This is a genomic window from Xanthomonas boreopolis (assembly GCF_046529185.1).
In the GTDB taxonomy this organism is placed as follows: domain Bacteria; phylum Pseudomonadota; class Gammaproteobacteria; order Xanthomonadales; family Xanthomonadaceae; genus Pseudomonas_S; species Pseudomonas_S boreopolis.
On the sequence record NZ_CP097162.1, the window covers coordinates 390,916 to 415,369 of the forward strand.

25 protein-coding genes are annotated in these 24,454 nt (G+C 64.7%); 7 read left to right on the forward strand and 18 right to left on the reverse strand.

Going from position 1 to position 24,454, the window contains the following annotated elements; translation table 11 throughout:
- Positions 1 to 134: 134 nt before the first annotated feature.
- From M3M27_RS01680 to M3M27_RS01710, 7 genes are all read left to right on the forward strand, one after another.
- Positions 135 to 1,154: an aldo/keto reductase gene (locus M3M27_RS01680; protein WP_434027933.1), complete on the forward strand. Its 1,020-nt coding sequence runs from the start codon at positions 135 to 137 to the stop codon at positions 1,152 to 1,154.
- A 54-nt stretch (positions 1,155 to 1,208) separates the two neighbouring features.
- Entirely contained in the window at positions 1,209 to 1,712 is a 504-nt protein-coding gene (locus tag M3M27_RS01685; protein ID WP_434026964.1) for a DUF2255 family protein, read from the forward strand.
- Positions 1,713 to 1,722: 10 nt separating this feature from the next.
- Positions 1,723 to 2,745 carry an alpha/beta hydrolase gene (locus M3M27_RS01690; protein ID WP_434026965.1) on the forward strand — a complete coding sequence of 341 codons (1,023 nt, stop codon included), beginning with the start codon at positions 1,723 to 1,725 and terminating at the stop codon, positions 2,743 to 2,745.
- A gap of 26 nt (positions 2,746 to 2,771) precedes the next feature.
- The gene (locus tag M3M27_RS01695; protein WP_434026966.1) at positions 2,772 to 3,839 is read left to right on the forward strand and encodes a PQQ-dependent sugar dehydrogenase; all 1,068 of its coding nucleotides are present in this window, start codon (positions 2,772 to 2,774) and stop codon (positions 3,837 to 3,839) included.
- 4 nt (positions 3,840 to 3,843) lie between these two features.
- Positions 3,844 to 4,962: an amidohydrolase family protein gene (locus M3M27_RS01700; RefSeq protein WP_434026967.1), complete on the forward strand. Its 1,119-nt coding sequence runs from the start codon at positions 3,844 to 3,846 to the stop codon at positions 4,960 to 4,962.
- 113 nt (positions 4,963 to 5,075) lie between these two features.
- Complete coding sequence (locus M3M27_RS01705; protein ID WP_434026968.1) at positions 5,076 to 5,840, forward strand: SDR family NAD(P)-dependent oxidoreductase; 765 nt, start codon at positions 5,076 to 5,078, stop codon at positions 5,838 to 5,840.
- 115 nt (positions 5,841 to 5,955) lie between these two features.
- Positions 5,956 to 8,367: a membrane-bound PQQ-dependent dehydrogenase, glucose/quinate/shikimate family gene (locus tag M3M27_RS01710; protein WP_434026969.1), complete on the forward strand. Its 2,412-nt coding sequence runs from the start codon at positions 5,956 to 5,958 to the stop codon at positions 8,365 to 8,367.
- Between the two features lie 7 nt (positions 8,368 to 8,374).
- On the opposite strand, the gene M3M27_RS01715 is transcribed toward M3M27_RS01710, so the two are convergent.
- From M3M27_RS01715 to M3M27_RS01800, 18 genes are all read right to left on the reverse strand, one after another.
- A complete protein-coding gene (locus M3M27_RS01715) occupies positions 8,375 to 9,265 on the reverse strand; it encodes a LysR family transcriptional regulator (protein WP_217109942.1) in 891 nt (296 codons plus the stop codon).
- Between the two features lie 246 nt (positions 9,266 to 9,511).
- Positions 9,512 to 10,255: a dihydrofolate reductase family protein gene (locus tag M3M27_RS01720; protein ID WP_217109943.1), complete on the reverse strand. Its 744-nt coding sequence runs from the start codon at positions 10,253 to 10,255 to the stop codon at positions 9,512 to 9,514.
- A gap of 56 nt (positions 10,256 to 10,311) precedes the next feature.
- Positions 10,312 to 11,259, reverse strand: a complete 948-nt coding sequence (locus tag M3M27_RS01725; RefSeq protein WP_232504730.1) for an aldo/keto reductase — start codon at positions 11,257 to 11,259, stop codon at positions 10,312 to 10,314.
- 286 nt (positions 11,260 to 11,545) lie between these two features.
- Complete coding sequence (locus tag M3M27_RS01730) at positions 11,546 to 12,373, reverse strand: SDR family oxidoreductase (protein ID WP_434026970.1); 828 nt, start codon at positions 12,371 to 12,373, stop codon at positions 11,546 to 11,548.
- A 39-nt stretch (positions 12,374 to 12,412) separates the two neighbouring features.
- Positions 12,413 to 13,297, reverse strand: a complete 885-nt coding sequence (locus M3M27_RS01735; protein ID WP_434026971.1) for a formylglycine-generating enzyme family protein — start codon at positions 13,295 to 13,297, stop codon at positions 12,413 to 12,415.
- A complete protein-coding gene (locus M3M27_RS01740; protein WP_434026972.1) occupies positions 13,294 to 14,127 on the reverse strand; it encodes an SDR family oxidoreductase in 834 nt (277 codons plus the stop codon). The genes M3M27_RS01735 and M3M27_RS01740 overlap by 4 nt, the downstream gene beginning before the upstream one ends.
- Positions 14,124 to 14,966 (reverse strand): SDR family NAD(P)-dependent oxidoreductase, encoded by an 843-nt coding sequence (locus M3M27_RS01745; protein ID WP_434026973.1) that lies wholly within the window; start codon positions 14,964 to 14,966, stop codon positions 14,124 to 14,126. Before M3M27_RS01745 ends, M3M27_RS01740 begins: the two co-directional genes overlap by 4 nt.
- A 74-nt stretch (positions 14,967 to 15,040) precedes the next feature.
- Positions 15,041 to 15,802 carry an SDR family NAD(P)-dependent oxidoreductase gene (locus tag M3M27_RS01750; protein WP_434026974.1) on the reverse strand — a complete coding sequence of 254 codons (762 nt, stop codon included), beginning with the start codon at positions 15,800 to 15,802 and terminating at the stop codon, positions 15,041 to 15,043.
- Between the two features lie 73 nt (positions 15,803 to 15,875).
- Positions 15,876 to 16,370: a cyclophilin-like fold protein gene (locus M3M27_RS01755; RefSeq protein WP_434026975.1), complete on the reverse strand. Its 495-nt coding sequence runs from the start codon at positions 16,368 to 16,370 to the stop codon at positions 15,876 to 15,878.
- On the reverse strand, positions 16,354 to 17,634 hold the full coding sequence (locus M3M27_RS01760; protein ID WP_434026976.1) for a multidrug effflux MFS transporter: 1,281 nt from the start codon (positions 17,632 to 17,634) through the stop codon (positions 16,354 to 16,356). Before M3M27_RS01760 ends, M3M27_RS01755 begins: the two co-directional genes overlap by 17 nt.
- 10 nt (positions 17,635 to 17,644) lie before the next feature.
- Positions 17,645 to 18,385 carry an SDR family oxidoreductase gene (locus M3M27_RS01765; RefSeq protein ID WP_434026977.1) on the reverse strand — a complete coding sequence of 247 codons (741 nt, stop codon included), beginning with the start codon at positions 18,383 to 18,385 and terminating at the stop codon, positions 17,645 to 17,647.
- A gap of 41 nt (positions 18,386 to 18,426) precedes the next feature.
- Positions 18,427 to 19,416: an aldo/keto reductase gene (locus tag M3M27_RS01770; RefSeq protein WP_434026978.1), complete on the reverse strand. Its 990-nt coding sequence runs from the start codon at positions 19,414 to 19,416 to the stop codon at positions 18,427 to 18,429.
- A gap of 116 nt (positions 19,417 to 19,532) precedes the next feature.
- Complete coding sequence (locus M3M27_RS01775; protein WP_005794863.1) at positions 19,533 to 19,925, reverse strand: (R)-mandelonitrile lyase; 393 nt, start codon at positions 19,923 to 19,925, stop codon at positions 19,533 to 19,535.
- A gap of 96 nt (positions 19,926 to 20,021) precedes the next feature.
- Positions 20,022 to 21,149, reverse strand: a complete 1,128-nt coding sequence (locus tag M3M27_RS01780; protein WP_005794861.1) for an alpha/beta hydrolase — start codon at positions 21,147 to 21,149, stop codon at positions 20,022 to 20,024.
- A gap of 57 nt (positions 21,150 to 21,206) precedes the next feature.
- The gene (locus tag M3M27_RS01785; RefSeq protein WP_005794860.1) at positions 21,207 to 21,875 is read right to left on the reverse strand and encodes a carboxymuconolactone decarboxylase family protein; all 669 of its coding nucleotides are present in this window, start codon (positions 21,873 to 21,875) and stop codon (positions 21,207 to 21,209) included.
- 115 nt (positions 21,876 to 21,990) lie between these two features.
- Positions 21,991 to 22,458, reverse strand: coding sequence for a (R)-mandelonitrile lyase (locus M3M27_RS01790; protein ID WP_217109954.1), 468 nt, complete (start codon positions 22,456 to 22,458; stop codon positions 21,991 to 21,993).
- On the reverse strand, positions 22,455 to 22,847 hold the full coding sequence (locus M3M27_RS01795; RefSeq protein WP_217109955.1) for a hypothetical protein: 393 nt from the start codon (positions 22,845 to 22,847) through the stop codon (positions 22,455 to 22,457). Before M3M27_RS01795 ends, M3M27_RS01790 begins: the two co-directional genes overlap by 4 nt.
- A gap of 540 nt (positions 22,848 to 23,387) precedes the next feature.
- Complete coding sequence (locus M3M27_RS01800) at positions 23,388 to 24,404, reverse strand: zinc-dependent alcohol dehydrogenase family protein (protein WP_217110013.1); 1,017 nt, start codon at positions 24,402 to 24,404, stop codon at positions 23,388 to 23,390.
- Positions 24,405 to 24,454: the final 50 nt, after the last annotated feature.

Genomic DNA, 24,454 nt, shown 5'->3' on the forward strand with positions numbered 1-24,454 from the left:
AGAAAATTTCCTCCAGCCGACGCGACCTGCTGAAGGCAAGCGCAACGGTCGGCGCAGCCGTATGTGCCACGCCTCTCATGATGGGAACGGCCGTCGCACAGCAAGCCACAACGACTTCATCGGAGAGCAATGCCATGGACCTGCCCAACATCACCAAGCAACGAACCCTTGGTTCAGGCGACTTCCGCATGGAGGTCTCCGCCTTGGGCTTCGGCGTCATGGGCATGAACTACAACCGCGGCTACCACCCTGACCGCAAGGCCATGATCGAGTTGCTGCATCAGGCAGCCGAGCGCGGTGTCACGCTGTTCGACACCGCCCAAGTCTATGGTCCTCTGATCAACGAAGAACTGGCCGGTGAAGGGCTGCACCCGTTCCGGGGCAAGGTGAACATCACCACAAAGTTCGGACACCGCATCGTTGACGGCAAGTACTTCGAGGGCGAGCTGGACAGTACGCCCCAGAACATTCGGCGTGTCGCGGAAGAATCGCTCAAGCGTCTGCGGGTCGAAACCATCGAACTGTTCTATCAGCACCGTCTCGATCCCGCTGTGCCGATCGAGGACGTCGCGGGCACCGTCAAGGATTTGATCCAGGAAGGCAAGGTCAGGCGCTTTGGGCTTTGCGAGGTCAATGCGCAGACCATCCGCCGCGCCCATGCCGTGCAGCCGGTGACCGCCGTGCAGAGCGAATACCACCTGATGTGGAGGGGCCAGGAAAGGGAAGTGTTTCCGGTGCTCCAGGAATTGGGGATCGGCTTCGTGCCCTACAGCCCGCTCAACCGAGGATTCCTTGGCGGCGGCATCACCGAGTACACGCGCTTTGATTCCGGCAATGACAACCGCAACACGCTGCCGCGTTTCACGCCGGAAGCCATCCGGGCGAATCTGGCGGTGGTGGAAGTGCTCAACACCTTCGGCAGAACCCGGGGGCTCACCTCCGCGCAGGTGGCACTGGCCTGGATGATGGCCAAGGCCCCGTGGATCGTGTCGATTCCCGGCACCACCAAGCTGGCCCATCTGGACGAGAACCTGCGCACCGCCGAGGTGACGCTGACCCCGGCCGAAGTGCAGGAGCTGGAGGCCGCCGTCTCCAAGATTCAGATCGTGGGTGATCGGTATCCGGCGGCGCAGCAGAAGCAGGTCGAAAGCTGATGGTGAAAGGTGGCGGCGCATTGCCACCCCCTTCGCCACCCCGGAGCCACGAACATGATGATGAGCAGAAGGAGTCTTGTGGGATTCGGCGCCGCCGTGGTGCTAATCGGCAGCGCGCTGCTGGCCGCTCCCCAGTCGAGCAAGGCCGCCACCGCACAGGCTTCAGGAGAATCACAAATGAAATGGTCAAGTGAAGCACTCAGCAAGATCGTCAAGGCCGACGATCTCCACATCGCGCCGTTCCGCGAGGATGGCGTGACCTATGGCACGCCCACGTGGATCTGGTGCGTGGCCGTCGATGGCGATCTCTACGTGCGCGCCTACAACGGGGTCAACTCCCGGTGGTATCAGGCTGCGATACGCGAGAAGGCGGGCCGAATCGTCGCTGCCGGCATGACAAGGGAGGTTTCCTTCGAGCCGGTCGCAGGGCCGATCAACGACCGGATCGACGACGCCTACCGGACAAAGTATTCGGGAAGCCAGTATCTACAGCACATGATCGGCGAGCGCTCGCGCGCCGCGACGGTGCGGATCATTCCCCGCGACGCCAAGCAGTGAAGGAATCGAAATGTCTATCTTGAAAAACTCATTGATGTCCGCCGCGATCCTGTTCGCGATACCCACGTTTGCGCACGCCGCCGAACCGACCACCGTGGCACAAGGCGTCAACGTGGTCGGCTCCCAGAAGGTCACATTCAACAATAGCGGTGTCCAGATGGCTGGCAACCTGTACCTGCCCGCCAATTACGACAGCAGCAAGACGTACCCGGCGATCGTCGTGGCGCACCCCTGGGGCGGCGTGAAGGAGCAGACCTCCGGCCTGTACGCGCAGCAACTGGCCCGCAAGGGCTTTATCACGCTGGCCTACGATGCCTCGCACTACGGCGAAAGCGGCGGCGAGCAGCGTGACCTGGAAGACCCGGCCGAGCGTGTGCAGGACATCCGCAGCGCCGTGGGCTACCTGGCCAGCCTGCCGCAGGTCGATGCGAACCGCATCGGTGCGGTCGGCGTCTGCGCCGGCGGTGGTTACACGCTGCACGAGGCCCAGACCGATCTGCGCGTGAAGGCGGTGGCCAGCGTGGTTGCCTACGATATCGGGGATGCGACCCGCACCGGCATCCAGGGACTCCCTGTCACGGCCGAGGATCGTCAGAAGCTGCTGCAGAGCGTGGACGAGCAATTGAACAAGGAAGCCGCCGGCGCGCCCGTGCTGGTGCAGCAACTGCTGCCGTCGCGCGATCAGGTGAATGCCAGCACCGACAACTTCACCCGCGAGGCGACCGAGTACTACCTGACGCCGCGCGGCGCGCATCCGAATGCCCGCAACCGCTTCGTCGTGACCAGCCCCGGCTTGCACATGGCGTACTACCCGCTGGAACACATGGAACTGATCTCGCCCAGGCCGGTGCTGCTGATCGCGGGCGAGCGCGCCGAGACGCGCAAGTTCAGCGAAGCGGCGTATGCCAAGGCCCAGCAACCCAAGGAACTGATGATCGTCCCCGGCGCCTCGCACTTCGACCTGTACGACAAGCCGCAGTACGTGACGCCTGCCGTGGACAAGATGGCCGAGTTCTTCGGCAAGCACCTGTGAACAACGGATGACAGGGAATCACTGACATGAGGCCATTGCTCATCGCCCTGTGCGTTCAGGCGCTGTCGGTGTGTGCCGCCCCGGCGGCCCTGGCACAGGACGCGGCCGGCACCGTGCGCATCCAGGCCACCGCGCCCGGCGACTGGGCCATGCAGGTGGTGAGCGACGGCCTCGACTATCCCTGGGACATCGCGCGTTCCGGCGACCGGTTCGTGCTGACCGAGAAGGCCGGCAACATCGTCGTGATCGAGAACGGCCGGCAGCAGCGCTATCCGCTCCAGACCTCCGACCCCATCGTTCATGAAGGCGGCGCGGGCCTGCTCGGCATGGCACTGTCGCGCGATTTCGCGCAAAGCGGCATCGCCTACTTCTACCATTCGTACCGGGCCAGTGCGGGCCTGACCAACAAGGTCATCCAGGCGCGGTTCGACGGCACCGCCTGGCGCGAAACCCGCGTGCTGCTGGCGGGCATCCCCGGCCATCGGCTCTACAACGGCGGGGCCATCGCCATCGGGCCGGACGGACACCTGTACGTGACCACGGGCTGGACGGCCAACCGCGAGCGGCCGCAGGACCGGGGCAACCTGGCCGGCAAGGTGCTGCGCATGACGCTGGACGGCCGGGCGCCGCAGGACAACCCCTTCCCGGGCTCGCTGGTCTATTCCTACGGCCACCGCAATCCGCAGGGCATGGCCTGGAATCCGGCCGGCGAGCTGTTCGTGGTCGAGCACGGCGAGTTCGGCCACGACGAGATCAATCGGATCAGGCCGGGCGCGAACTACGGCTGGCCGCTCGCCGAAGGCGCCGAGCGGCGCAGCGGCATGGAACCGGCCTGGATCGAATCCGGCCGCGGCACCTGGGCACCCGCAGGCGCCGCGTTCGCCGGCAACGAGCTGTTGGTCGCAGCGCTCGGCGCACGGGGGCTGTTCGTCGTGGACGAAGAGGCCAAGGCGCTCAAGCCCGTGTTCAGTTCCGGCGACCGTATCCGGGGTGTGCTGCCGGTCGGGCGCGACCTCTACGTGATCACGACGAACCGGTCGCCGAGAGGGGAAGGTCCCTCGAAGGACCGATTGTTGCGACTGTCGCCGAGGTGATGACATGAAGCGCCGGAACCTGCTCGCACTCGCGCTCGCCAGTCCCGTGGCCTTCTCCGTGGCACGCGCTCAAACGTTGTCGTCCGGCGACTATCGCCAGATGCAGGTGGGGCGCGACGAACCCATCCTGGAGCCGGATCTCCCGATCATCGACGCGCACCACCACCTGTTCGATCGGCCCGGGCTGCGCTACATGATCGACGACTATCTGGCGGACACGCACGCCGGCCATCGGGTTGTCGCTTCGGTGTACGTGGAGACCTTGGCTTTTGCGAGGACGGACGGCCCCGAAGTGCTGCGCCCGCTCGGCGAGATCGAATTCGCCAACGGCATCGGCGCGATGTGCGACAGCGGCCGCTACGGCTGCCGCGTCTGCGCCGCCATCGTGGGCCACGCCGACCTGCGGCTGGGCGACCAGGTGGCCGAACTGTTGGACCGGGCGATGGAGCGCGCACCGGACCGTTTCCGGGGCGTGCGCCAGGTCACCATCGAAGACCCATCCGAGGCGCCATACCGCTTCATTCCGACCCGGCCGCCGAGCGGCGTGATGCAGAGCGCGGGTTTTCGTCCGGCCTTCGCCCACCTCGCCAGGCGGGGTCTGAGCTTCGACGCGGCGGTCTTCCATCACCAGTTGCCGGAGGTGATCGCGCTGGCGGATGCGTTCCCCGACACCACCATCGTGCTGAACCACTGCGGCCATGCGATGGCGATGGACCTGGACGCGCCGGCACGGGAACAAGTGTTTCGGGAGTACCGCCGGCTGATGACCGAGGCGGCCCGGCGCCCGAACATCCACTGCAAGGTGGGTGGCCTGGGCATGCCTTTCTGGGGCTTCCGGTTCGAGGAGCGCAAGGACCCCATCGGATACCGCGAGCTGGCGGCGGCCTGGCGCCCCTATGTGGAAACCACCATCGAGGCGTTCGGCGCCGACCGTTGCCTGATGGAAAGCAACTACCCCCCGGACGGTCGCTCCGCGGGCTTCGTGCCGCTGTGGAACGCACTGAAGTACATCGTCCGGTCGGCTTCGGCCGATGAGAAGGCTGCACTGTTCCACGGCACGGCCGCGAAGGTCTATCGCATGCGCGTGCCGGTTGCGCAGGCCGGGAAGGCTCCAAACACGTAGGCCCAGGGGCGAGGCACCCGGGAGCAGTCGCAAACGCAGCGCACCCAGGTGCCGGGTCCATTTCGTCGCCCCATCTTTATCCAGAACACATCTCCAACAGAGGAACTGACATCATGAAAATCTCCTTCGAAAACCAAGTGGCACTTGTCACCGGCGCGGCGTCGGGTATCGGTCTGGCGACCGCCAAGGCCTTCGCGCAGGCGGGAGCTTCCGTTGCGCTGGCGGATGTGAACGGCGACGGCGCACGTGCCGCTGCCGACGAGCTGGTCGCGGCTGGATTCAAGGCCATCGGCATCCGCTGCAACGTGGCCGATCTGGGCGAGGTCGAGGCGATGGTCAAGGAAACCGTCTCCACCTTCGGCCGCCTGGACGTGGCCTTCAACAACGCCGGCATCCAGAACGCTCTCGCGGAGACCGCCGACGCCACGGTCGAGGACTTCGACCGTGTGAATTCGGTCAATCTGCGCGGCATCTGGGCGTGCATGAAGTACGAACTGCAGCACATGCGCCAGCAGGGAAGTGGCGCCATCGTCAACTGCTCGTCGCTGGGTGGGCTGGTCGGCGGTGCCGAGCGTGGCACCTACCATGCCGCCAAGCACGGTGTTCTCGGGCTGACCAAGAGCGCGGCGTTGGAATACGCCACGCGCAACATCCGCGTCAATGCCGTATGCCCGGGCCTGATCTGGACCCCGATGGCAGACCAGATGGTTGCCGCCGGCCAGAAGGAGGCACTCGACGCCATGCTCCCCGGCATCCCCATGCGCCGGCACGGCCGCGCCGACGAGATCGCCGACGCCGTGCTGTGGCTGTGCAGCTCGGCTTCCAGCTACGTGACCGGCCAATCCATCTCGGTGGATGGCGGACTCATCATGCGCTGATCGCACTTCGTGGACGAGCGTTCCTGCCACGCCGGCGAACGCTCGTCCGTTGCTTTTTTAACCCGATGGCGGCGCTCATGCGAGCCGTGCCAAGACAAATCAGGAGACACGCCGCATGCTCGAAGATTCCACTTCCCCCAGCCGTGCCAAGGCGAAAGCCCTTGGACTCAGAGGCATTGCGCTGATCGCGCTCGGCCTGGTGATCGTGGCCTTCGGGCTGTTCATGCTCGTGGGCGGGGTTCGCCTCATCACCCTCGGCGGCTCCTGGTACTTCGCGCTGGCCGGCATCGGGTTCGTTGCCGCAGGCATCCTCGCCATGCTGCGGCGGCCGCTGGGCACGGTGGTCTATCTGGCGGTCCTTGCCGCCACGGCCGTCTGGGCGGTATGGGATTCGGGATGGGCGTTCTGGCCGCTGTTCTCGCGCCTCTTTGCGCTGGCCGCGATTGCAGTCCTATTGCTCTTGCTCATGCCTGCCTTGCGCGGCGGTGAACCTTCGGCATTCCGACGGCCGGGCTACGTCTTGGCAGGGCTGATCGCCGTGGCCTTGGGCGCAACGCTCTACACCGCCTTGCAGCCGCAGCCGGTCCAGACGGCGGACGGCGCACCTGCGCCCGTGCCGGGCAACGCGGTCGGTGCTGCGGCGGGCGGCGACTGGCGCCACTGGGGCCGCACGCCCTCCGGCACGCGGCATGCCCCACTGGACCAGATCACCCCCGAGAACGTGGCCGGCCTGCAGGTCGCCTGGACCTACCGGACGGGCGAGATTCCGAAAGGTGGAAGCCAGACGCACGTGGTGACGCCCCTGCATGTGAACGGCATGCTGTACGGGTGCACGCAGTCGAGCCGCCTGTTCGCGCTCGATGCGGAAACCGGCCAGGAGCGCTGGACCTTCGACCCGAAGACCGGCGAGAGCATCTTCCCCCGTTGCCGTGGCGTGGGCTACCACGACGCCACGGCAACCGGCGCCGCCTCGACCGTGCCTGCCGGCGAGCAGCCGAGGGCAGCCTGCACGCGCCGAATCATCGCGACGACCGTCGATGCCCGTATCGTCGCGGTGGACGCGCTCACCGGCCAGCCCTGCACGGACTTCGGCGACAACGGCATCGTGAGCCTGCGCGTCGGCATGGACAAGGGCAACCCGGAGTTCTACTTTCCGACCGCGGCGCCCACGGTGGCGCGCAACCTCGTGATCGTAGGCGGCCTCGTCTGGGACAACCAGGAACTGGGCGAGCCGTCCGGGGTTGTGCGTGCCTTCGACGTGCGCACCGGCGCGCTGGTGTGGGCCTGGGACCTGGGCAATCCGGCCATCACCGGCCTGCCGCCCGAAGGCCAGAGCTACACGCCCGGCACGCCGAACGTCTGGTCCACGCCGGCCTTCGACGAAGCCCTCGGCCTCGTCTATCTGCCCACCGGCAACGCCACGCCGGACTTCTGGGGCGGCCACCGCACGGAGGCGGACGACCGCTATTCATCGTCCATCGTGGCGCTGGACATCGCCACGGGGCGCGAGCGCTGGCGCTTCCAGACCGTGCGCCACGATCTCTGGGATTACGACGTGCCCTCGCAGCCTGCGCTCTACGACGTGCCGGACGGCAAAGGCGGTATGACGCCAGCCCTGATCCAGACCACCAAGCGCGGACAAATCTTCATGCTCGACCGGCGCGACGGCACGCCCATCGCCGAGGTGGTGGATCGGCCCGTGCCCCAGGGCGGGGTCCCGGATGAGCGCCTGGCCGCCACGCAGCCGTACTCGGTCGGCATGCCGGCCATCGGCACCGAGCCGCTGAGCGAGCAGCGCATGTGGGGCCTCACGCCGCTGGACCAGTTGATGTGCCGCATCGACTTCCGCAAGGCGCGCTACGAAGGCGAGTTCACTCCACCGAGCGAACAGTGGACGATCCAGTATCCGGGCTGGATGGGCGGCACCACCTGGGGATCGACATCGGTGGCCGAGAACCTGGGGTATCTGATCCTCAACGACACCCGTGTTGCTGTTCTGAACCGGCTGGTTCCCCGCGCCGCCTACGACGCCAAGGCCAGCGCGGACGGTGGACACACCGGCGGCGCGCCGCAGCGCGGCACGCCCTGGGCCATCGAGCAACAGCGTTTCCTGTCTGCGCTGGGCGTGCCTTGCCAGGAGCCGCCCTACGGCACGATCAATGCGATCGACCTGGCTACGCGCCAGATCGTCTGGTCGATGCCGCTGGGCACCACCGAGGAAACGGGGCCGCTGGGCATCGCCACGCGGCTGCCCATGCCGATCGGCATGCCCACCCGGGGTGGGCCGATCACGACTTCTTCGGGCCTGATCTTCATGGCGGCTGCGCAGGACTATTACTTCCGCGCACTTGATGTGCGTACTGGCCGCGAACTCTGGAAGGAGCGGCTGCCAGTCGGCGCCGAAACCGTACCGATGACCTACCTGTCGCCGGCCAGCGGTCGCCAGTTCGTGGTCATCAGCGCGGGCGGCAATTCCTCGACGACGCAGAAGGGAGATTACGTCGTGGCGTTTGCCTTGCCTCAATAGCCATTCTTCATTTGATTCTCTGTGTTCGTAGCCGAGCGACAAATCGCTCCAGTGGAGCCGACAAGCTGTCCCTGTCGGGCCGAAGCAGGTATGTGGTGATGACGGCGGACTCCACCGCCAAAGGACGGGTCACTACATCTGGCCGTTGGCAGGCCGCGATCCTGGTCTCCGTGGTGAAGCCCACACCGAACCCCGCACCGACAAGGGTGAGCATCATGTCCAGCGAGGACACATGCTCAACAACATTCGGCTCGCGCTCCAGTGGCCGAAGGAGCTTGGCCAGTTCGCGGCAATAGCCCTCGCACACGTGTGGATCGCACAAGACAAGCGGGTGGCTCGCGAGTTCATGCAGTGGGATCTCCCTGTGGGCGAGCAATTCGTGCCGCGCTGGCATCGCGATCACCAGCGGGTCTTGCCAAACAGGTTCGGCAACAATGTCTCCACCCACATCAGCAGCGTGTGCAAACCCAATCGTGAAATCGCCAGAGCGCAGGCCGCGCAATTGTTCGGCCAGCGGCACTTCGGCCAAGCGTATCTCGATTCCCGGCTCTTCCTGGCGGCAACAGGCGAGAAACGCCGACAGTCGGGGATCAATCGCACCGTCAGATACTGCGATGCGGACGCTCCCTCGCAAGCCAGAGCCGACGGCCTTGGCATTCTCCCGTGCCTGCTCCAGGACAGTGAATAGTCTGCGGACGTCCTGCAAAAACGTAGCGCCCGCTGCAGTCAGCACTGTTCCCCGGCGGTTCCGATCGAAAAGCAGCACACCCAGTTCTTCCTCAAGTTCTTTGATGGCCCGCGACAGAGGTGGTTGTTCGATATGCAAGCGCTCGGCAGCGCGTGTGAAATGCAACTCCTCGGCCAAAACCACAAAACAGCGAAGATGTCGTAACTCCATGCAACCTCCTTCCTAGAGATATGGCGTGACCACCGATTTAGGTTGGCATGCAGTTCCCAGCCGGGAGATCCGACGACCCAATGGATTCAGCGCAGAGATAAACAGTCGAGCGCCGTCGCGATTGCCATGCTTGCAATACATCGTTTCAGCAGTCCTCAGTCGAAGGTTTAGGCGCAACCCTCCTTCACCTATGTTCAGTCACAGGCATATGTGGTATTCGGCATACCATCGATGGCGCTCACTATTTCAGCCGCCGGCACTGACATTCGGAGAATGACTATTCTTGACAACGTAGCGCAGCCAGATACTGTCGCCCTTGCCAACTTCTGCGCTCTTCAAAGTGAACTCCACAGGCGCGTGGGCCGGCAGGTAATCTGACTTTTCGAACAGCGTCACTGTGTTGTTCTCGCCGTCTGCCAATGGCGCAATCACCAAGCTGAGTTCATCGACCAAACCAGCCTGCAGGAAAGACCAATTGATGAAGCCGCCGCCCGAGACCATCAACGTCTCGATTTGGAACAAGGCCTTCAATTTCTCGGCAGCTAATTTGCAGTCGAGTTGGTCCTTGCCCGCGATGATGTAAGAGATTTCCATCTTGCGAAGGAAGGCGCGATAGGCGTTGCTTGCCTTTTCCGTCAGGACTTCAATGATGTGAGCGGCGGGCCGATCCTCGTACTTCAAGGTATTGGTTTCCCAGCCGATCTTCCCCGATGCGTCAACCGAAACGTAGTGCATTTGGGCGCCGCTCACCGCGACGTAATCGCCTTCCGGCACGGCGGGTGCGTTCTCGTCCAGCGCAGGCTTCTTGTAGAAGGTGAAGTTCTCGTCGGTCGTGACACGGCCACAGAGCCAGGCTTGAGGCTGATAGAACGCATTGGTGCGCTCATACTCTTGTGCAGGAATCTTGATCGCCTCCGTTCTCATATATGGGCCGGTGATCTTCCCATCCAGTGACGTCATCATGTGGCAGACGATAAAGGGCCTGTTCATTGCGAAACCTCCTGCTGAATACTCTTTGTCGATGTGACCTTGCCGGCCAAATCGCTTTACTTCTTCTCCGGCGCTTCCACGTCTGACATAGCCAGCGTGCCAGGGGCGGCGCGCTCGCCGACAATGCGGATGGCTTCCAGTTCCCTGCGGAACTGAAGCAGTTCGTCCGGCGTAAAGCGCGCATTGACCGCACCGAGATTCTCGGCAAGGTGCCAAGGATCGGTGGTTCCGGGAATGGGAACGATCCACGGCTTTTGTGCGAGCAGCCACGCAAGGGAAAGCTGACCTGGCGTCACACCCTTGCGCTGCGCCCAACGGTGGGCGAGGTCGTACACGGCCAGGTTCTGCTTCATTGCATCGGGGAAGAAGAACGGCACACCGGCGCGGTTGTCTTCCTTGGCGAATACGGTGCCTTCACCGAAGCGACCGATGAGAAAACCGCGCGCTACCGGCCCCCAGGGCACGAAACCGATGCCCAGCTCCTCGCAGATCGCGAGGATTTCATTCTTCTCCGGTGAGCGTTCGAGCAGCGAATACTCGTTTTGCACGGCGGCAACCGGCTGCACGGCATGGGCGCGACGCAACGTGCGCGGACCCGGCTCGGACATGCCGAAATGCTTGACCTTGCCTTCGGCGATCAGATCCTTGACGGTGCCGGCCACATCCTCGATCGGCACCTTCGGATCAACGCGGTGCTGGTAGAGCAAGTCGATGTAGTCCGTGCGCAGGCGCCGCAGCGATCCCTCCACGGCGCGGCGGATATTGGCCGGACGGCTGTCCAGGCCGGTGCGTTCAGTGCCGTTGTAGCTGAAGCCGAACTTGGTGGCGATCACCACCTTCTGGCGCATCGGTTGCAACGCTTCGCCGACCACTTCCTCGTTGGTGAACGGACCGTAGGTTTCCGCGGTGTCGAAGAAGGTGACGCCACGCTCGACCGCATCGCGGATCACCGAGATCATCCGTGCCTTGCCGGGAAAGGGGTAGTAATAGCCGCTACCACCCATGCAGCCCAGGCCGATCTCGGAGACCTCAAGGCCGCCGAGCCGACGCAGGCCAGGTGCGGGCGTCTTGACCGTAGAGGAGGAATCGTTTGTGCGCTCAGTCGCGGCCATGCTGGGAAGCGCTGCGGCCATCGCCGTCAGGCCCACCCCACCGATGAATCCCCGGCGTGGCATGTTGATGCCGGCATTGTTGTCGTTTGAATCGTTCATGTTCAGTCCTCGGCAGATGGATGAGGAGCGATCGGGCTCATGCGATCGGCTCTGCGGAAATGCAACGCATGGACTCGGCTTACTCCGGCGCGAGTTCACCGAACCAGTAGGAGGCCGTGACGCCGCCATCCATCAGGAAGTCGCTGCCGGTGATGAATGCCCCGTCGGCGCCCATCAGGAGCGCTGCAACGGAGGCCACTTCGTCGGGCGTTCCCGCCCGTCCAACCGGGCAAAGATCGATCATGCGGCGGTAGCCTGCACCGCGCGGGCCGGTCAGTTCGTCCTTGGCCAGCGGCGTGATGATGATGCCGGGGCTGATCGTGTTGACCCGTGCGCCACGCTTGCCCCAGCGCACCGCTTCGGCCATGACGCGCAGCGAATTGCCGCGCTTGGAGAGTTGGTAAGCGTGCAGCGTGTCCTTCACCTGGTCGGGCTGAAGGAAGTCGAGCGCCAACAGATCGTCCGCAGGCGTCGTTGCCAGGGCTTTGTTCTGCTCGGGGCTCAGCGCACCGAGTCGATGCCCGGACTGCGAGGCGATGACGACGCCAGCGCCGCCACGGGCGATCACGTTGCCGAACTCTTCCAGAATGACGGCGGTGCCGTAGAGATCGACGCCGAGGATGGCCTGCGGCGACGCCTGCGAAGGTGAGACGCCGGCGGCATGGATCAGGCCGGTGATTTCTCCGAGTGCAGTGGCTTTCTCGACCAGCGCGTGGATCGAGTCGCGCTTTGAGATATCGACCATCGTGGTGCTCACATCGAAACCTGCCTCGCTGAGCACCTTGGCAGCCGCATCTGCGTTCTCCTGCCGCAGGTCGGCCAGCAGCACATGCTTACCGGCGCCTACGCGCCTTGCGATCGCCTGGCCAATCGAGCCGGGACCTATGACGACAACGACTTGAGTCATGATGAATTCCTTCTTGAGATTGATCGGAATGGATGCACTTCACACGGTGCGCACCAGGCGCAAACCAATGCTGATACCGCGGTAGTCCGGTTCGTAGTCGCGCCGGAAAGCCGTGCGCCAGCTCGTGGCAGTGGCGTGCCAACTCCCGCCACGCACGACACGGTGCGTTCCCCGCTGCGGCCCCTGTGGATCGACCGCCGGGCTGCGGGCGTAGTAGTCCGCGTCATACCAGTCCTGCACCCATTCCCAGACGTTGCCGTGAACATCGTGCAGGCCCCACGGATTGGGCTGCTTGGTACCGACGGGATGGTGGCCGCCGGTCTGGAAGTCGCCGCCGTGCCAGGCGTAGCGGTCAAGTTGACGCTCGTCATCTCCGAAGGAGTAGCGCGTGCTGGTTCCAGCCCGCGCGGCGTACTCCCACTCGGCCTCGGTCGGCAGGCGGTAGCGCGTGCCACCTTCGCGCTTGTTCAGTGCGGCGATGAACTCCTGCGCATCGTTCCATGAAACCGTCGCCGGATGATCGGGCCGCGTGATGCGCTCGGCCATGCCCGGCAGCTTGTAGTAGGGATTCGAGCGGTCACGCTCATAGGGGTTCTCACCCAATACCGCCTGCCACTGCGCCTGCGTCACCTCGTGCCGACCGATCTGGAAGGCCCGGCTGATGGTGACCTGGTGCTGCGGCTTCTCGAAAGCTCGCGCCTGACTGTCGCTATCGGGCGACCCCATCATGAAAGTTCCGGCCGGTATGGTCACGAACTCCATGTTGACGCTGTTGGTAAATATCGCAGCAGCACCTTGGGCTCGCTGCGCCAGGGCTGAGCCCGGCCGCCCCAACAGCGCCGTCGCGCAAACCCCGGCCGTGGCAGCGGCGGCAGTCGTCAGCAGCTTGCGGCGCGACGCGAAAAGATGATGATCGGGCTTCATGGCGCACCTCGATTCGGGAGTTGGACAAGATCAGGGTCGTCTGAGTGAATGGCCTTCAGGTCCGCGAGCACCTGGGCTGGCTCCTGGTCCAGCGGCATGTTCTCGGCGTCGCCAACACCATCGGGCGACTTGCCGAAGTCGCCGGAATCCGCAGTCAACGCAGCGAAGAGCGGTGCCAAGTCCTTGGGTTCAGGGCCGACTTCGGCGACCAGCTCGAAGGTCTTGTTGCGGGCCTGCTCCAGCGTGAGGCTGGTCACCAACACCTCGGCGATCTGGCGGCGGGCGATCACTCCATCGGCGGGTGTGCCGGCGTGCCGGGTGTCGCCCTGGAGCATCACGATCCGGCGTTGATTGGCATCGTTGTAGTCGAACCATCCGGGACGCACGATCGTGTAGGCATTGCCGCTGGCGCGCACGAGGCGTTCCGAGCGCCGCTTCCAATCGTGCGCCTCGGTCCGGCGGTTATAGGAACCAACGCGGTCGGTGACGCCGATGGCGGTCATCAGCGCGATGCGGGTCTGCTGCCCGCGCAGGGCGAACAGCACGTTGCGCACGCCCCCGTAGTCGATAGCGCGCGTGTCGGCCTTGCCGCCGTTGGAGCCGTGCGTGAAGACAATGGCGTCCACGCCGGCGACTGCTCGCGCGAGCGTATCCGGCTGGGTCAGCTCGCCGACCACGGCGTCCACCTGCGCCGGTAGCCCGGCGGCCTTGCCGCGGTCACGCACGAGCGCACGCACGGTGTGGCCCTGGCGTAGCGCTTCCTCGACAACGTGGCGTCCGACGCTGCCGGTCGCGCCGACGCACAACACAGTCAATACTTTCGCGCTCATGTCAGACTCCGCGCGAATTCCTGCGCTGCGGCGAAGATTTCCTCGTCGCTGGTGCTGAGCGTATAGGACGAGATGCCTCCATCGACCGGCATGACCGTGCCGGACACGTAGGCCGACAGGTCGCTGGCGAAGAACAGCGCCGCGTTGGCCACGTCCTCGGCCGAGCCGTAGCGGCCCATCGCCTGCTTGCTGCCCAGCCGCCCAACCAGGTACTGCACCAGCTCATCGGCCTTCTCGGGAGGAACGCCGAATGCCTTGGCGATCAGCGGCGTCATGATGACGCCCGGTGCCACGCCATTGGTGCGGATGCCGAAGGGCGCCAGTTCCTTCGCTGCATGACGGATCGTTCCGACGACGGCATGCTTGGCCGTCGCATAGGACACTGACGACCAGCCGCCCTGCAGGCCGGCGACGCTGACCGTGCTGATGATGGAGCCACCCGTGCCTTGTTCCTTGAACCGGCGCGCGGCGCACTTGTGGCCCAGCACCACCGAGCGCACGTCCAGCACAAAGGTCTTGTCGAAGCCCGCTGGCCCGATTTCGGTGATGGATGATCCATCGCCCGTGGAGCCGGCGTTGTTGAACATCACGTCGAGCCGGCCGAAGCGGGTGACGGCCGCGTCCACGGCAGCCTGGATGGACGCTTCATCGGTCACATCGGTGCACTGAAACGCCGCTGCTTCGCCGAGCGAGGCCGCAGCCGCTTCGCCGGCCTCCTGCGCAACGTCGGCGATGACCACGCGCCCACCCTCGGCGACGAAGCGCTGCGCGGCAGCCAAGCCGATCCCACTTGCGCCACCCGTGACGATGGCGACTTTTCCGGTCAACAGATTACTCATCTGGCTATTCCTTTGCTTTGTTCGATGGACACGGCCAGGGGGGCCTTCTCGGCTCCCGCCCGTAGCGCGCAGAGTTACTGAACCGTGATCCCGCCATCCACGACCAGCGAATGGCCGACCACGAAGCTCGACGCATCGCTGGACAGCCAGAGCACCGCCTGTGCGATTTCGTCCGCGCGTCCCAGCCGCTTGATCGGCACTTGTTCGATCAGTGCGTTCAGGACCGCCGGGTCGGTGCTGATCATCGAGGACACCATCGGCGTGTCGATCACGCCGGGGCACACGGCATTGATGCGGATGCCCTTCGAGGCGTACTCCAGCGCAGCGCTCTTGGTGATGCCGACGATGCCGTGCTTGGTCGAACAGTAGGACGTTCTTCCCGCGACGCCGACGATGGCGCCCATCGAGGAGCAGTTCACGATCGTGCCGCCGCCCCCTTGCTTGAGCATCTGCTGCGTCTGGTGCTTCATGCACAGCCAAATGCCCTTGAGGTTGATGTCGTGCGCGCGAATGAAGTCGTCGGTGCTGGCCTCGGCGATCTCCGCATAAGGGGGCATCCAGCCGGCGTTGTTGTAGGCGGCATCGATGCGGCCGAATTCCTTCACGGTGTTTTCCACCAGCGCCTTGACCTGCGCTTCATCGGACACGTCGCATTGCAAGGCCAGCGTCTTGCCTCTTGCGGACAGGCGATCCGCCTGTTCCTTGACTTTGTCGTAGTGGTTCCCGGACAGCACGACCGATGCGCCGGCTTCCAGAAATGCTTCCGCCGATGCCAAGCCCATGCCTGAGCCAGCACCCGTGATAAGGGCAACCTTGCCTGATAGATCGATTTTCATTGTTTGGCCTTTCCTCTTGCTTCGCACCGTGGCTGCTGACGCGAGCCGGGCGCATGGTGTCTGGTGGTACCGATCACTCGGCGAGTTCAATCGTCACTTCGGTCGAGCCGTGGCTGAAGATGTCGAGGTTCGTGTCGATCGAACCCAACAGCGCCAGCCCCTCGCCGGGGATGACCGGGCCGCCGACGGTGTAGTAGATGGCGAAGCCCGGCGCGGGCGGCCAGTACGCGATGTCGCCGGCCCGGTAGGTTTTCTGCAGCGGATCGCTGACGGCGATGGCGGGCATCGGCCCGTACAGCTCGCGCCCGAAGTGATCGGCCATGCGCACTTTCAAGGGCAGCTTTGCCACAAACGTCCGAGCGGTGGCGTTGTCGAGCAGCGCCGCCTGCGCTTGGCGGCCATCGGCGGCGGTCAGGACGATCTTCTGGCCGCCGCGCGCATGCCTGTGCTCGTCCGCCTGTGCCTGGGCAACGATGGATGGAGACGACATCCCCAGTCCCACCATCGCGGCCAGGCAAAGGGCCGCTCGGCGTGTTCCCGTGCTCTTGCTGTTAAATAGCTTGTTCAATTTGTGCTCCTTTGCGAGGGGCCTGCATCAGCGATCTGGCGCACAGCACGCTGCCAATGCCCGCGAGCGCAATGACCCAGCCCATCGGCCGGGGCGTGCCATCGGCAAAAAAACCCACCAGTCCAGACCCCGCGATGCCGCTGCCGTACTGGAGTGCGCCGACCAGCGCCGAGACGGACCCGGCCTGCATCGAGACCTCCGCCAACGCGCCGGCCACCGAGTTGGCGACGATCAGGCCGGTACAGGAAATGAAGACGAACAGCGGCAGCAGCAGGCCCCAAAGCCCACCCCAGTCCGTCCAGGTCGCGACGGCGCACGCGATGCCGGCCAGCGCCGCGATCAACGCACCCGCGACGAGCAGGCGATCGGCACCCAGCCGCGTGACTAGGCGTGCATTGAGCACGTTGGTCGCCATGATTCCGAGGATGCCGGCGCCAAAGAGCAGGCCGTAGTACTGAGCGGGAAGATGGTGGTAGGTGATGTACGCGAAGGGCGTGCCGGCGATGTACGCGAACATGCCGGCGTAGAAGAATCCGCCCGCACCCGCATACGCCAGAATGCGGCGCTCGGTGAGCAGCTTCGCGTAGCGGGCGAAGGCGCCACTCAACCGCCCACCATGCCGGCGCAGCGGCGACAGGGTTTCCGGGATCGTGTACAGCGCCACCAGGCTGGCGAGACCGAGCGCGACGAGCAGCCAGAAGATCGCCCGCCACCCGGCCCAGGCCGCCACCTGCGCGCCGATGATCGGTCCCAGCAGCGGCGCAATCGCCATGACCACCATCAGGGTCGAGAGCATTCGCGCGGCGCGTGCGCCCTCATAGAGATCCCGCACGATGGCCCGCGAGATGACCACGCAGGCCGAAGCCCCGAGCGCCTGGACGATGCGCCATCCGATGATGGTCTCGGCACTGCCGGCCAGCGCGCAACCGACCGATCCGATGATGAACAGCACCAGCCCGGCGGCCACCGGCAGGCGTCGGCCGAACTTATCGCTGACCGGCCCCCAGAACAACTGGCCGACGCTGAAGCCAATCAGATAGCCGGTAATCGAGAACTCCAGCATGCCGTGGCCCGCGTGCAGTGCGGCGGCCATGGCAGGCATGGCCGGCAGGTAGAAGTCCGTCGAGATGGAGGCGAAACCCATCAGCGCGCTGAGCACGGCCAGCACGCGCCATGCGGTGTCTGCCGCAGCCACGCCATCGGGTGCTGAGGACGGCACGGCAGGCAGCGCATTCGACGGGCGATCTTCCATCTCCTGGAACATGGGCGGCCTCTCAGAGTTCCTGCACCGTCGGGCGGAACAGGATCTCGTTGATGTCGATGTTCTCCGGCTGGCTCATGGCGAACAGCACGCAGCGCGCGAAGCTGTCGGCCGGGATGGCGTTGTTCTTGTAGTAGTCGGCGATCGCCTCGTTGACACCCGGAGCACCGACCGATGCAGGCAACTCGGTGTCCACCGCGCCCGGAGACAGCACCGTGGTGCGGATGTTGTAGGGCTTGACCTCCTTGCGCAGCGCCTCGGAGATCACGCGCACCGAATACTTGGTCGCCGAGTAGATCGCGCCGCCCGCGCTGATGGTGTGGCCGGCCACGGACGAGACGTTGATGAACTGGCCGCTCTTCTGTTCCTTGAAGTACGGCAGCGCTGCGGCGATGCCCCACAGCACGCCCTTGATGTTGACGTCGATGCACTGGTCCCATTCATCGAAGCGCATCATTTCGAGGGGCGCCAGCGGCATCAGGCCGGCGTTGTTGATCATCACGTCGATGCGGCCATGCAGCTTCACGGCATGATCGACCAGGGCCTTAACCTGTTCGCGGTCGGTCACGTCCACCTTGAACGCGGCTTCCTTGGACAGGCCCAGTTCGGTGGCCAGCGCCTCCAGGCGGTCCAGGCGACGCGCGCCGAGTACGACCTTGGCGCCGGCCTCGACCAGATGACGGGCGGTTTCGGCGCCCAGGCCGCTCGATGCGCCGGTGATCACGGCCACCTTGTCCTTGATGTTGTCAGTCATGGTTGCTTTCCTCTATGAAGTGAATGGCAAGGAACCAGGCCTCACAGGCCGGTCGCCTTGAGCAGTTGTTCGGGATAACGCTCACCCTCGATCTGGATGGCGGTGGCGGCCGACTGGATTTGTGCCAGGTCGGAGTCGCTCAGCACGACATCGACAGCGCCGAGGTTTTCTTCCAGGCGGTGCAGCTTGGTGGTGCCGGGGATGGGGACGATCCAGGGCTTCTGCGCCAGCAGCCAGGCCAGTGCGATCTGCGCGGGTGTGGCCTGCTTCTCGGTGGCGATGCGCTTGAGAAGGTCGATGAGCGCCTGGTTCTTCTCCATCGCCTCGGGCGTGAAGCGCGGCAGGAGTTTGCGGAAGTCGCCTTCTCCCAGCTTGGTGTCCTTGCCCATCGCGCCGGTGAGGAAGCCCTTGCCAAGCGGGCTGTAAGGCACCAGGCCAATCCCCAGTTCCTCGCAGACTTCCAGAATGCCGTTGGTCTCGACGCCGCGTGTCCAGAGCGAGTACTCGTTCTGCAAGGCCGTGATCGGCTGCACGGCGTGGGCGCGGCGCACGGTCTGCGCGGCGGGTTCGGACAGGCCGAAGTGCTTGACCTTGCCCTCGGCGATCAGGTCCTTGACCGCGCCGGCCACGTCCTCGATCGGCACATTCGGATCGACGCGATGCTGGTAGAACAGGTCGATCTGCTCGACACCCAGACGTTTGAGCGATGCGTCGGCGACGGCCTTGATTTGCTCGGGCCTGCTGTTCGTGCCCGCCATCTTGCCATCGACGATGTTGAAGCCGAACTTGGTGGCGATCACCACCTGCTCGCGCACGGGGCGCAGGGCCTCGCCCACGGTTTCTTCGTTGGTGTAGGGGCCATACATCTCCGCCGTGTCGAAAAAGGTGACGCCGCGCTCTACCGCCTGGCGGATCAGCGTGATGCCTTCCTGCCTGCTGACCTTGTGGGCATAGGAGAAGTCCAGGCCCATGCAGCCATAGCCGAGGGCCGAAACTTCCAGACCGTTCTTTCCCAGAATGCGTTTTTTCATGAATGTTCTCCTTTCCAGATAAATGCGGACGTGACCCGACATCACTTGCCGACGCGGGGGCACCAGCAAGCGTTCGAGGAGCGTTCCAGCGTGAGAGAAGGCGAACGCGCCTTGCCTTACTTCGCGCTGTATTCCTCGTCTGTCACGTGTTCCATCCAATCCACCGCCTTGCCGTCCTTCATTTCGGCGATGGCGATGTGGGTCATCGCGCAATCCGGCGATGCGCCGTGCCAGTGTTTTTCATCCGGCTCGATCCAGACGGTGTCGCCGGGGCGGATTTCCTGCACCTGTCCACCGACACGGCCGATGAGGCCGAAGCCGGCGGTCACGAGCAGGGTCTGGCCCAGCGGATGGGTGTGCCAGGCGGTGCGCGCGCCCGGCTCGAAGGTCACGGTCGCTCCGCTCAAGTTGCCGCTGCCGCAGAACGGACAGTCGATGCGCACGGTGCCGGTGAAATACTCGGCCGGGCCCTTGGCCGAAGGGGTGGAACCTGTCTTGGTGATCTTCATATGTGCTCCTGAGGTTGGTGGACGCAACCGTCGCACCTTGAACGGGCGACGAACCGCGGGATCTTGCTAAGGTCGGAGAGCCCCGCGGAACGATGGTCACGCTGCGCGTGTGTCGCCGAGGTGCTGGCGGAAGAAGCCGGTCAGCTTCTCCACCGCCGGGCCGACGTACTGAGGCTTGTCGTACATGTCCACGTGCGTGGCGCCCGGAACGATGAACAGTTCTTTGGGGTTCTGCGCCTTGGCCAGTACGCCATCGCTCCAGAACTTCGTGTCGGCGTTTCCGCCCACGATCAGCAGGATCGGGCGCGGCGAGATCGTTTCGACCTGCGCGAAGGGGAAGAAGGCCATCTGCTGCGCCAGGCTGGTGAATACGTAGTTGCCCGTGGAGTTGGGGTGCTGGCCGCGCGGGGTGCGGTAGTACTCGTAGCCCTCGCGGTATAGCGCTGGGGTCTTGTCGGTGAAGTCGGCGTTGGAGGCAGGTACGGCCAGTGCCATTTGCAAGGGCGCGCCTTGCACTTCCTTGCTGCGCTGCACGGCGATTTCCTTGAGGCGCTGCATGCGTGCCTCATAGGACAGCGTGCCCATCGCCTGGCGCCTGGCGTCGCCCAGATCGAACAGGCTGACCGTGGCGACCGCCTTCACACGCATTTCGGTGGGCGCGTTGCCCAGCGCGTAGCTGCCGCCCGCGCACACACCGAGCGAGCCAATGTTGTCGGCATCCACACCCGGCTGCTGGATCAGGTAGTCGATGGAACTGCTGATGTCGTCGATGTGCTGACCGGGCACTTCCATCAGGCGCGGCTCGCCTCCGCTCTCGCCCTGATAGGACTTGTCGAAGGCCAGCGTGACGAAACCTTGCTCAGCCAAGCGAGCGGCATACAGGCCGGCCGTCTGCTCCTTGACGCCGCCGAAAGGATGGGTGACGACGATGGCCGGGTATTTCTTGCCCGGATCGAATCCTGCGGGCTTGAACACGATGGCGGCGATGCGCGTGCCCAGGGTCCGAGCCGGATAGCTGGCCCGCTCGATCAGGATACCTTTGATGTTGGTGTAGCCGACCACGGCAGGCTGCTTCATGGGTTCAGTTCCTTTGACACTGGTTGTCTGCGCGGATGCGTTCGTGCCCGCCAAAAGTCCTGCGCCCGCCACGGCGGCGCCGGTTACGGCGACGAGCGAGCCGCCGAGAAAGGCGCGGCGGCCTGTTTCTGGTTGATCACGATCCATGATGGGTTCCTTTCAATCGACGCTGACAAGCAGCAACTTGACGCATTCGCGCCGCGTTCAACGTGGCTGGGCGGCCAGCACCTTCGCCAGCGCCTCACTGGCGCGCCGGCCGCTGTCGGCGCCGACACGTTCGCCCAGCACCTGCACGGCTTGCTGCATCTGCTTGGCCGTCAGGCCCGTGTTCATGCTGTAGCCCACATGCCCTTGCAGTTGCGCTTCGGCGCCCGGCAGCGCCGACAACATGCCGACGGTTGCCAACTCTCGGCTTTGCCAGTCGAGGTTGTCGCGCTCGAAGATGGCGCCGAACAAGTGGGCTTGTAGGTATTCGGCGATGGCGGGCGCGAAGTCCTGGACCGCTCCCGTGACCGGGCGGCCGACGAGCTTGGTTTGATTGGCCGTACCCGCGGCGCGCAACGCATCGCCCTTGGGAATGGGGCGGCTGGGCTCGCGCCCCGGCGCATCCTGAATGCCGCGTTGCTTACGTTGGTCCAGCACCTTCATCAGCTCTGTGAGCGCATTGAGACTGCGCGGAAAACCCGCATAGGCGTAGAGCTGCACCAGCACTTCACGCGCATCGCTGATGGTCAGGCCGGCGTCGAGTCCCTGATTCAGGGCAGTGTTGAGCTTGGCGATATCGCCCGCTGCGGCGAACGCCGTGATCGGCAGGATCGCTTGCTGCTGCGCGCTGAGAGTGTCGGCGGCGGGGGCCGTGCTCTGCGTGGTCATGGTTCGAGGCTCCTGTGCGTGTGTGCCTGATGTACTTTGAGCGGCGGCACTGCCGCAGGCCGTCGCTACGCCCAAGGCGAACGTCAGTACGATCGCCGGGGAGGCAGCGCGGCGTTCAACGGGCGTTGTATTGGTCATCGCTCACCAACTCCTTCCAGTCCGTGCTCTTGCCGTCCTTCACGTAAGCGACGGCGTAGTGGCTCATGCGGTTGTCTTTCGCTGCCCCGTGCCAGTGCTTGACGCCGGCCTCGATCCAGACCACGTCGCCTGCCTTGATCTCGCGCCTTGGCTGACCTTCTTCCTGCACCCAGCCCTTCCCGTCCGTGACGATGAGCAGTTGGCCAACCGGATGCGTATGCCAAGCCGTGCGCGCGCCGGGCATGAAATTGACCAGGCCGACACTGCCTGGCTTGCCGCTGTCGCCTGCCGCCTTGATGTCTACCGAGACCTGACCGGAGAAGTTCTCAGTCGCGCCGATCATCGTGGGGGTGCTGCCAGCGGGCGCGATCTTGATGCCTTCGGCCTGTGCCGATGCGGCACTCATCAGTAAGGTGGCGCCGGCGGCGATGAGATGTCTCTTCATGAATGGTCCTTTCGGGTTGCGTTGAGAATCACGGGGCTTCGGGACACGGCCGACTGGCTCGCCGTCCGGTGGATGAGTTCGAGGGCGGCGCCCTCCGAAAGGAGAAATCCCGCTGGCCCTTGGCTGCGCCGGGTCGTGCGTTCGCCCAGGAAGGGGTCGCATCCTGTCCCGGCGGGCCGCCCATCGTGGTCGAAGCTGTGCGGCGTATGGCGGGTCTGCTTCGTATTGCGGCCGAGCATCCGTGCCTGGGTATCGAGCTGGTCGCTGATGTCGTAGTCGCAGGGCGTGGCGTCGTCCACGGTCCGGCCGCCGCGTGGCAGGTTCCAGCGATCGCCCTCGATGCGTCCATCGAGGGCGCTCATCGTGTGGCAAATGATCTGGGGACGCATGCAGACTCCGATTCAAAGAGGTCCCGAGGCAGGCTGTATGCCGCTCATTGGCTCTAGGTATCGGAGCGTTCGCAGTCTTCAGTCCGGCCTTCGGGGTGGCGTTGGCATCAACGGCTAGACAGCGCCTCTATGCCAATTGCATTTCACTTTTTGAAATGGTATGGAGAATGGCGACCTGGATAAAGGTGCAAATTCCGCATGAACACATGAATGTGGCTCATGAGTGGCGCAGATGCCAGCGTCCTCAACGGGCACGATTCCAGGCGTGCTCTGGCTGTGGCTATCCGCGCATAAGGAGTGCCCGGTAGCCTGCGGCAACGCGATGAACAAGTAGTGCTATGTGCCGCTTGCTTGGACTCTGCCCGGTGTCCGCATACCGGCAGGGCTTGGAACGGATTGCACGACGGCCAGGAAGATTGGCGCTCGCCGGCCTGCCGATATGCGGCAAAAGTCATTCGACTTCTGTGCGTAGAAGAGCAAAGCGAATGCTGCGCGATCGGAACCTTGGGCAGTCGTCATCGCGCGCCGCTTCGGCTCTACTTAGACGCGCAGCAGGGTCTTGATCGCGCGGCGCTCGTCCATCGCGCGGTAGCCCTCAGCAACGTCGGCCAGCGGCAGGGTCAGGTCGAACACCTTGCCCGGTTCGATCTTGCGTTCCAGCACCAGGTCCATCAGGTGGGGCAGGAATCGACGCACGGGGGCTGGACCGCCGAAAAGGCTCTTCTGGGCGAAGAACAGGCTCTGGCCGTCAAGCTGCACGCCGTGCGGCACACCAACGAAACCGACCGAGCCACCCGGGCGCGCACATTCGATCGCCTGGCTCATCGACTCCTGCGTGCCCACGCACTCCAGCACCGATTCAGCGCCTACACCCTTGGTCAGCTCCTTGATACGGGCCACTCCCGCTTCACCGCGCTCAGAAACGATGTCGGTGGCGCCGAACTCCAGCGCCAGGTCCTGGCGGGTCTTGTGGCGGCTCATCGCGATGATGCGTTCGGCGCCCATTTGCTTGGCTGCCAGCACGCCCATCAGGCCGACCGCGCCATCACCGACGACCACGACCGTCGTGCCCGGCTGCACGTGCGCGGCATCGGCTGCATACCACCCCGTGCCGAGCACGTCCGACACCGCCAGCAGGCTGGGGATCAGGTCGTCTGGCGGCAATTCGGCAGTCGCCACCAGGGTGCCATCGGCCAACGGCACCCGCGCCAGCGGCGCCTGAGCACCCGTCATGAACTCGCGCTGCTCGCAGGAGGACTGGAACCCGAACCGACAGTGCGGGCAGGTGTTGTCCGAGAGGCAGAAGGAACCGACCACAAACTGACCAGGGCGCACGCCGGTGACTTCGCTGCCGACTTCTTCGACGATGCCGCAATACTCGTGGCCCATCGCCATCGGCGCGCTGACGTCGTTGAGCCCGCGAAACGGCCACAGGTCGGAGCCGCAAATGCAGGTGGCCGACAGGCGGATGATGGCATCGGTCGGCTTGAGGATTTCGGGCTCGGGGACGTCTTCATAGCGCACGTCTCGGGGCCCATAGAGCATGGTGGCCAACATGATGTGTGTTCCTTCTAAGAATGGAATGATCGAACCTCTGCGGGCGAAGG

Coding starts and splice junctions, on each gene's coding strand:
- M3M27_RS01680 (WP_434027933.1), top strand. CDS start 135: ATGGACCTGCCCAACATCACCAAGCAACGAACCCTTGGTTCAGGCGAC.
- M3M27_RS01685 (WP_434026964.1), top strand. CDS start 1,209: ATGATGATGAGCAGAAGGAGTCTTGTGGGATTCGGCGCCGCCGTGGTG.
- M3M27_RS01690 (WP_434026965.1), top strand. CDS start 1,723: ATGTCTATCTTGAAAAACTCATTGATGTCCGCCGCGATCCTGTTCGCG.
- M3M27_RS01695 (WP_434026966.1), top strand. CDS start 2,772: ATGAGGCCATTGCTCATCGCCCTGTGCGTTCAGGCGCTGTCGGTGTGT.
- M3M27_RS01700 (WP_434026967.1), top strand. CDS start 3,844: ATGAAGCGCCGGAACCTGCTCGCACTCGCGCTCGCCAGTCCCGTGGCC.
- M3M27_RS01705 (WP_434026968.1), top strand. CDS start 5,076: ATGAAAATCTCCTTCGAAAACCAAGTGGCACTTGTCACCGGCGCGGCG.
- M3M27_RS01710 (WP_434026969.1), top strand. CDS start 5,956: ATGCTCGAAGATTCCACTTCCCCCAGCCGTGCCAAGGCGAAAGCCCTT.
- M3M27_RS01715 (WP_217109942.1), bottom strand. CDS start 9,265: ATGGAGTTACGACATCTTCGCTGTTTTGTGGTTTTGGCCGAGGAGTTG.
- M3M27_RS01720 (WP_217109943.1), bottom strand. CDS start 10,255: ATGAACAGGCCCTTTATCGTCTGCCACATGATGACGTCACTGGATGGG.
- M3M27_RS01725 (WP_232504730.1), bottom strand. CDS start 11,259: ATGGGTGGTAGCGGCTATTACTACCCCTTTCCCGGCAAGGCACGGATG.
- M3M27_RS01730 (WP_434026970.1), bottom strand. CDS start 12,373: ATGACTCAAGTCGTTGTCGTCATAGGTCCCGGCTCGATTGGCCAGGCG.
- M3M27_RS01735 (WP_434026971.1), bottom strand. CDS start 13,297: ATGAAGCCCGATCATCATCTTTTCGCGTCGCGCCGCAAGCTGCTGACG.
- M3M27_RS01740 (WP_434026972.1), bottom strand. CDS start 14,127: ATGAGCGCGAAAGTATTGACTGTGTTGTGCGTCGGCGCGACCGGCAGC.
- M3M27_RS01745 (WP_434026973.1), bottom strand. CDS start 14,966: ATGAGTAATCTGTTGACCGGAAAAGTCGCCATCGTCACGGGTGGCGCA.
- M3M27_RS01750 (WP_434026974.1), bottom strand. CDS start 15,802: ATGAAAATCGATCTATCAGGCAAGGTTGCCCTTATCACGGGTGCTGGC.
- M3M27_RS01760 (WP_434026976.1), bottom strand. CDS start 17,634: ATGTTCCAGGAGATGGAAGATCGCCCGTCGAATGCGCTGCCTGCCGTG.
- M3M27_RS01765 (WP_434026977.1), bottom strand. CDS start 18,385: ATGACTGACAACATCAAGGACAAGGTGGCCGTGATCACCGGCGCATCG.
- M3M27_RS01770 (WP_434026978.1), bottom strand. CDS start 19,416: ATGAAAAAACGCATTCTGGGAAAGAACGGTCTGGAAGTTTCGGCCCTC.
- M3M27_RS01775 (WP_005794863.1), bottom strand. CDS start 19,925: ATGAAGATCACCAAGACAGGTTCCACCCCTTCGGCCAAGGGCCCGGCC.
- M3M27_RS01780 (WP_005794861.1), bottom strand. CDS start 21,149: ATGGATCGTGATCAACCAGAAACAGGCCGCCGCGCCTTTCTCGGCGGC.
- M3M27_RS01785 (WP_005794860.1), bottom strand. CDS start 21,875: ATGACCACGCAGAGCACGGCCCCCGCCGCCGACACTCTCAGCGCGCAG.
- M3M27_RS01790 (WP_217109954.1), bottom strand. CDS start 22,458: ATGAAGAGACATCTCATCGCCGCCGGCGCCACCTTACTGATGAGTGCC.
- M3M27_RS01795 (WP_217109955.1), bottom strand. CDS start 22,847: ATGCGTCCCCAGATCATTTGCCACACGATGAGCGCCCTCGATGGACGC.
- M3M27_RS01800 (WP_217110013.1), bottom strand. CDS start 24,404: ATGTTGGCCACCATGCTCTATGGGCCCCGAGACGTGCGCTATGAAGAC.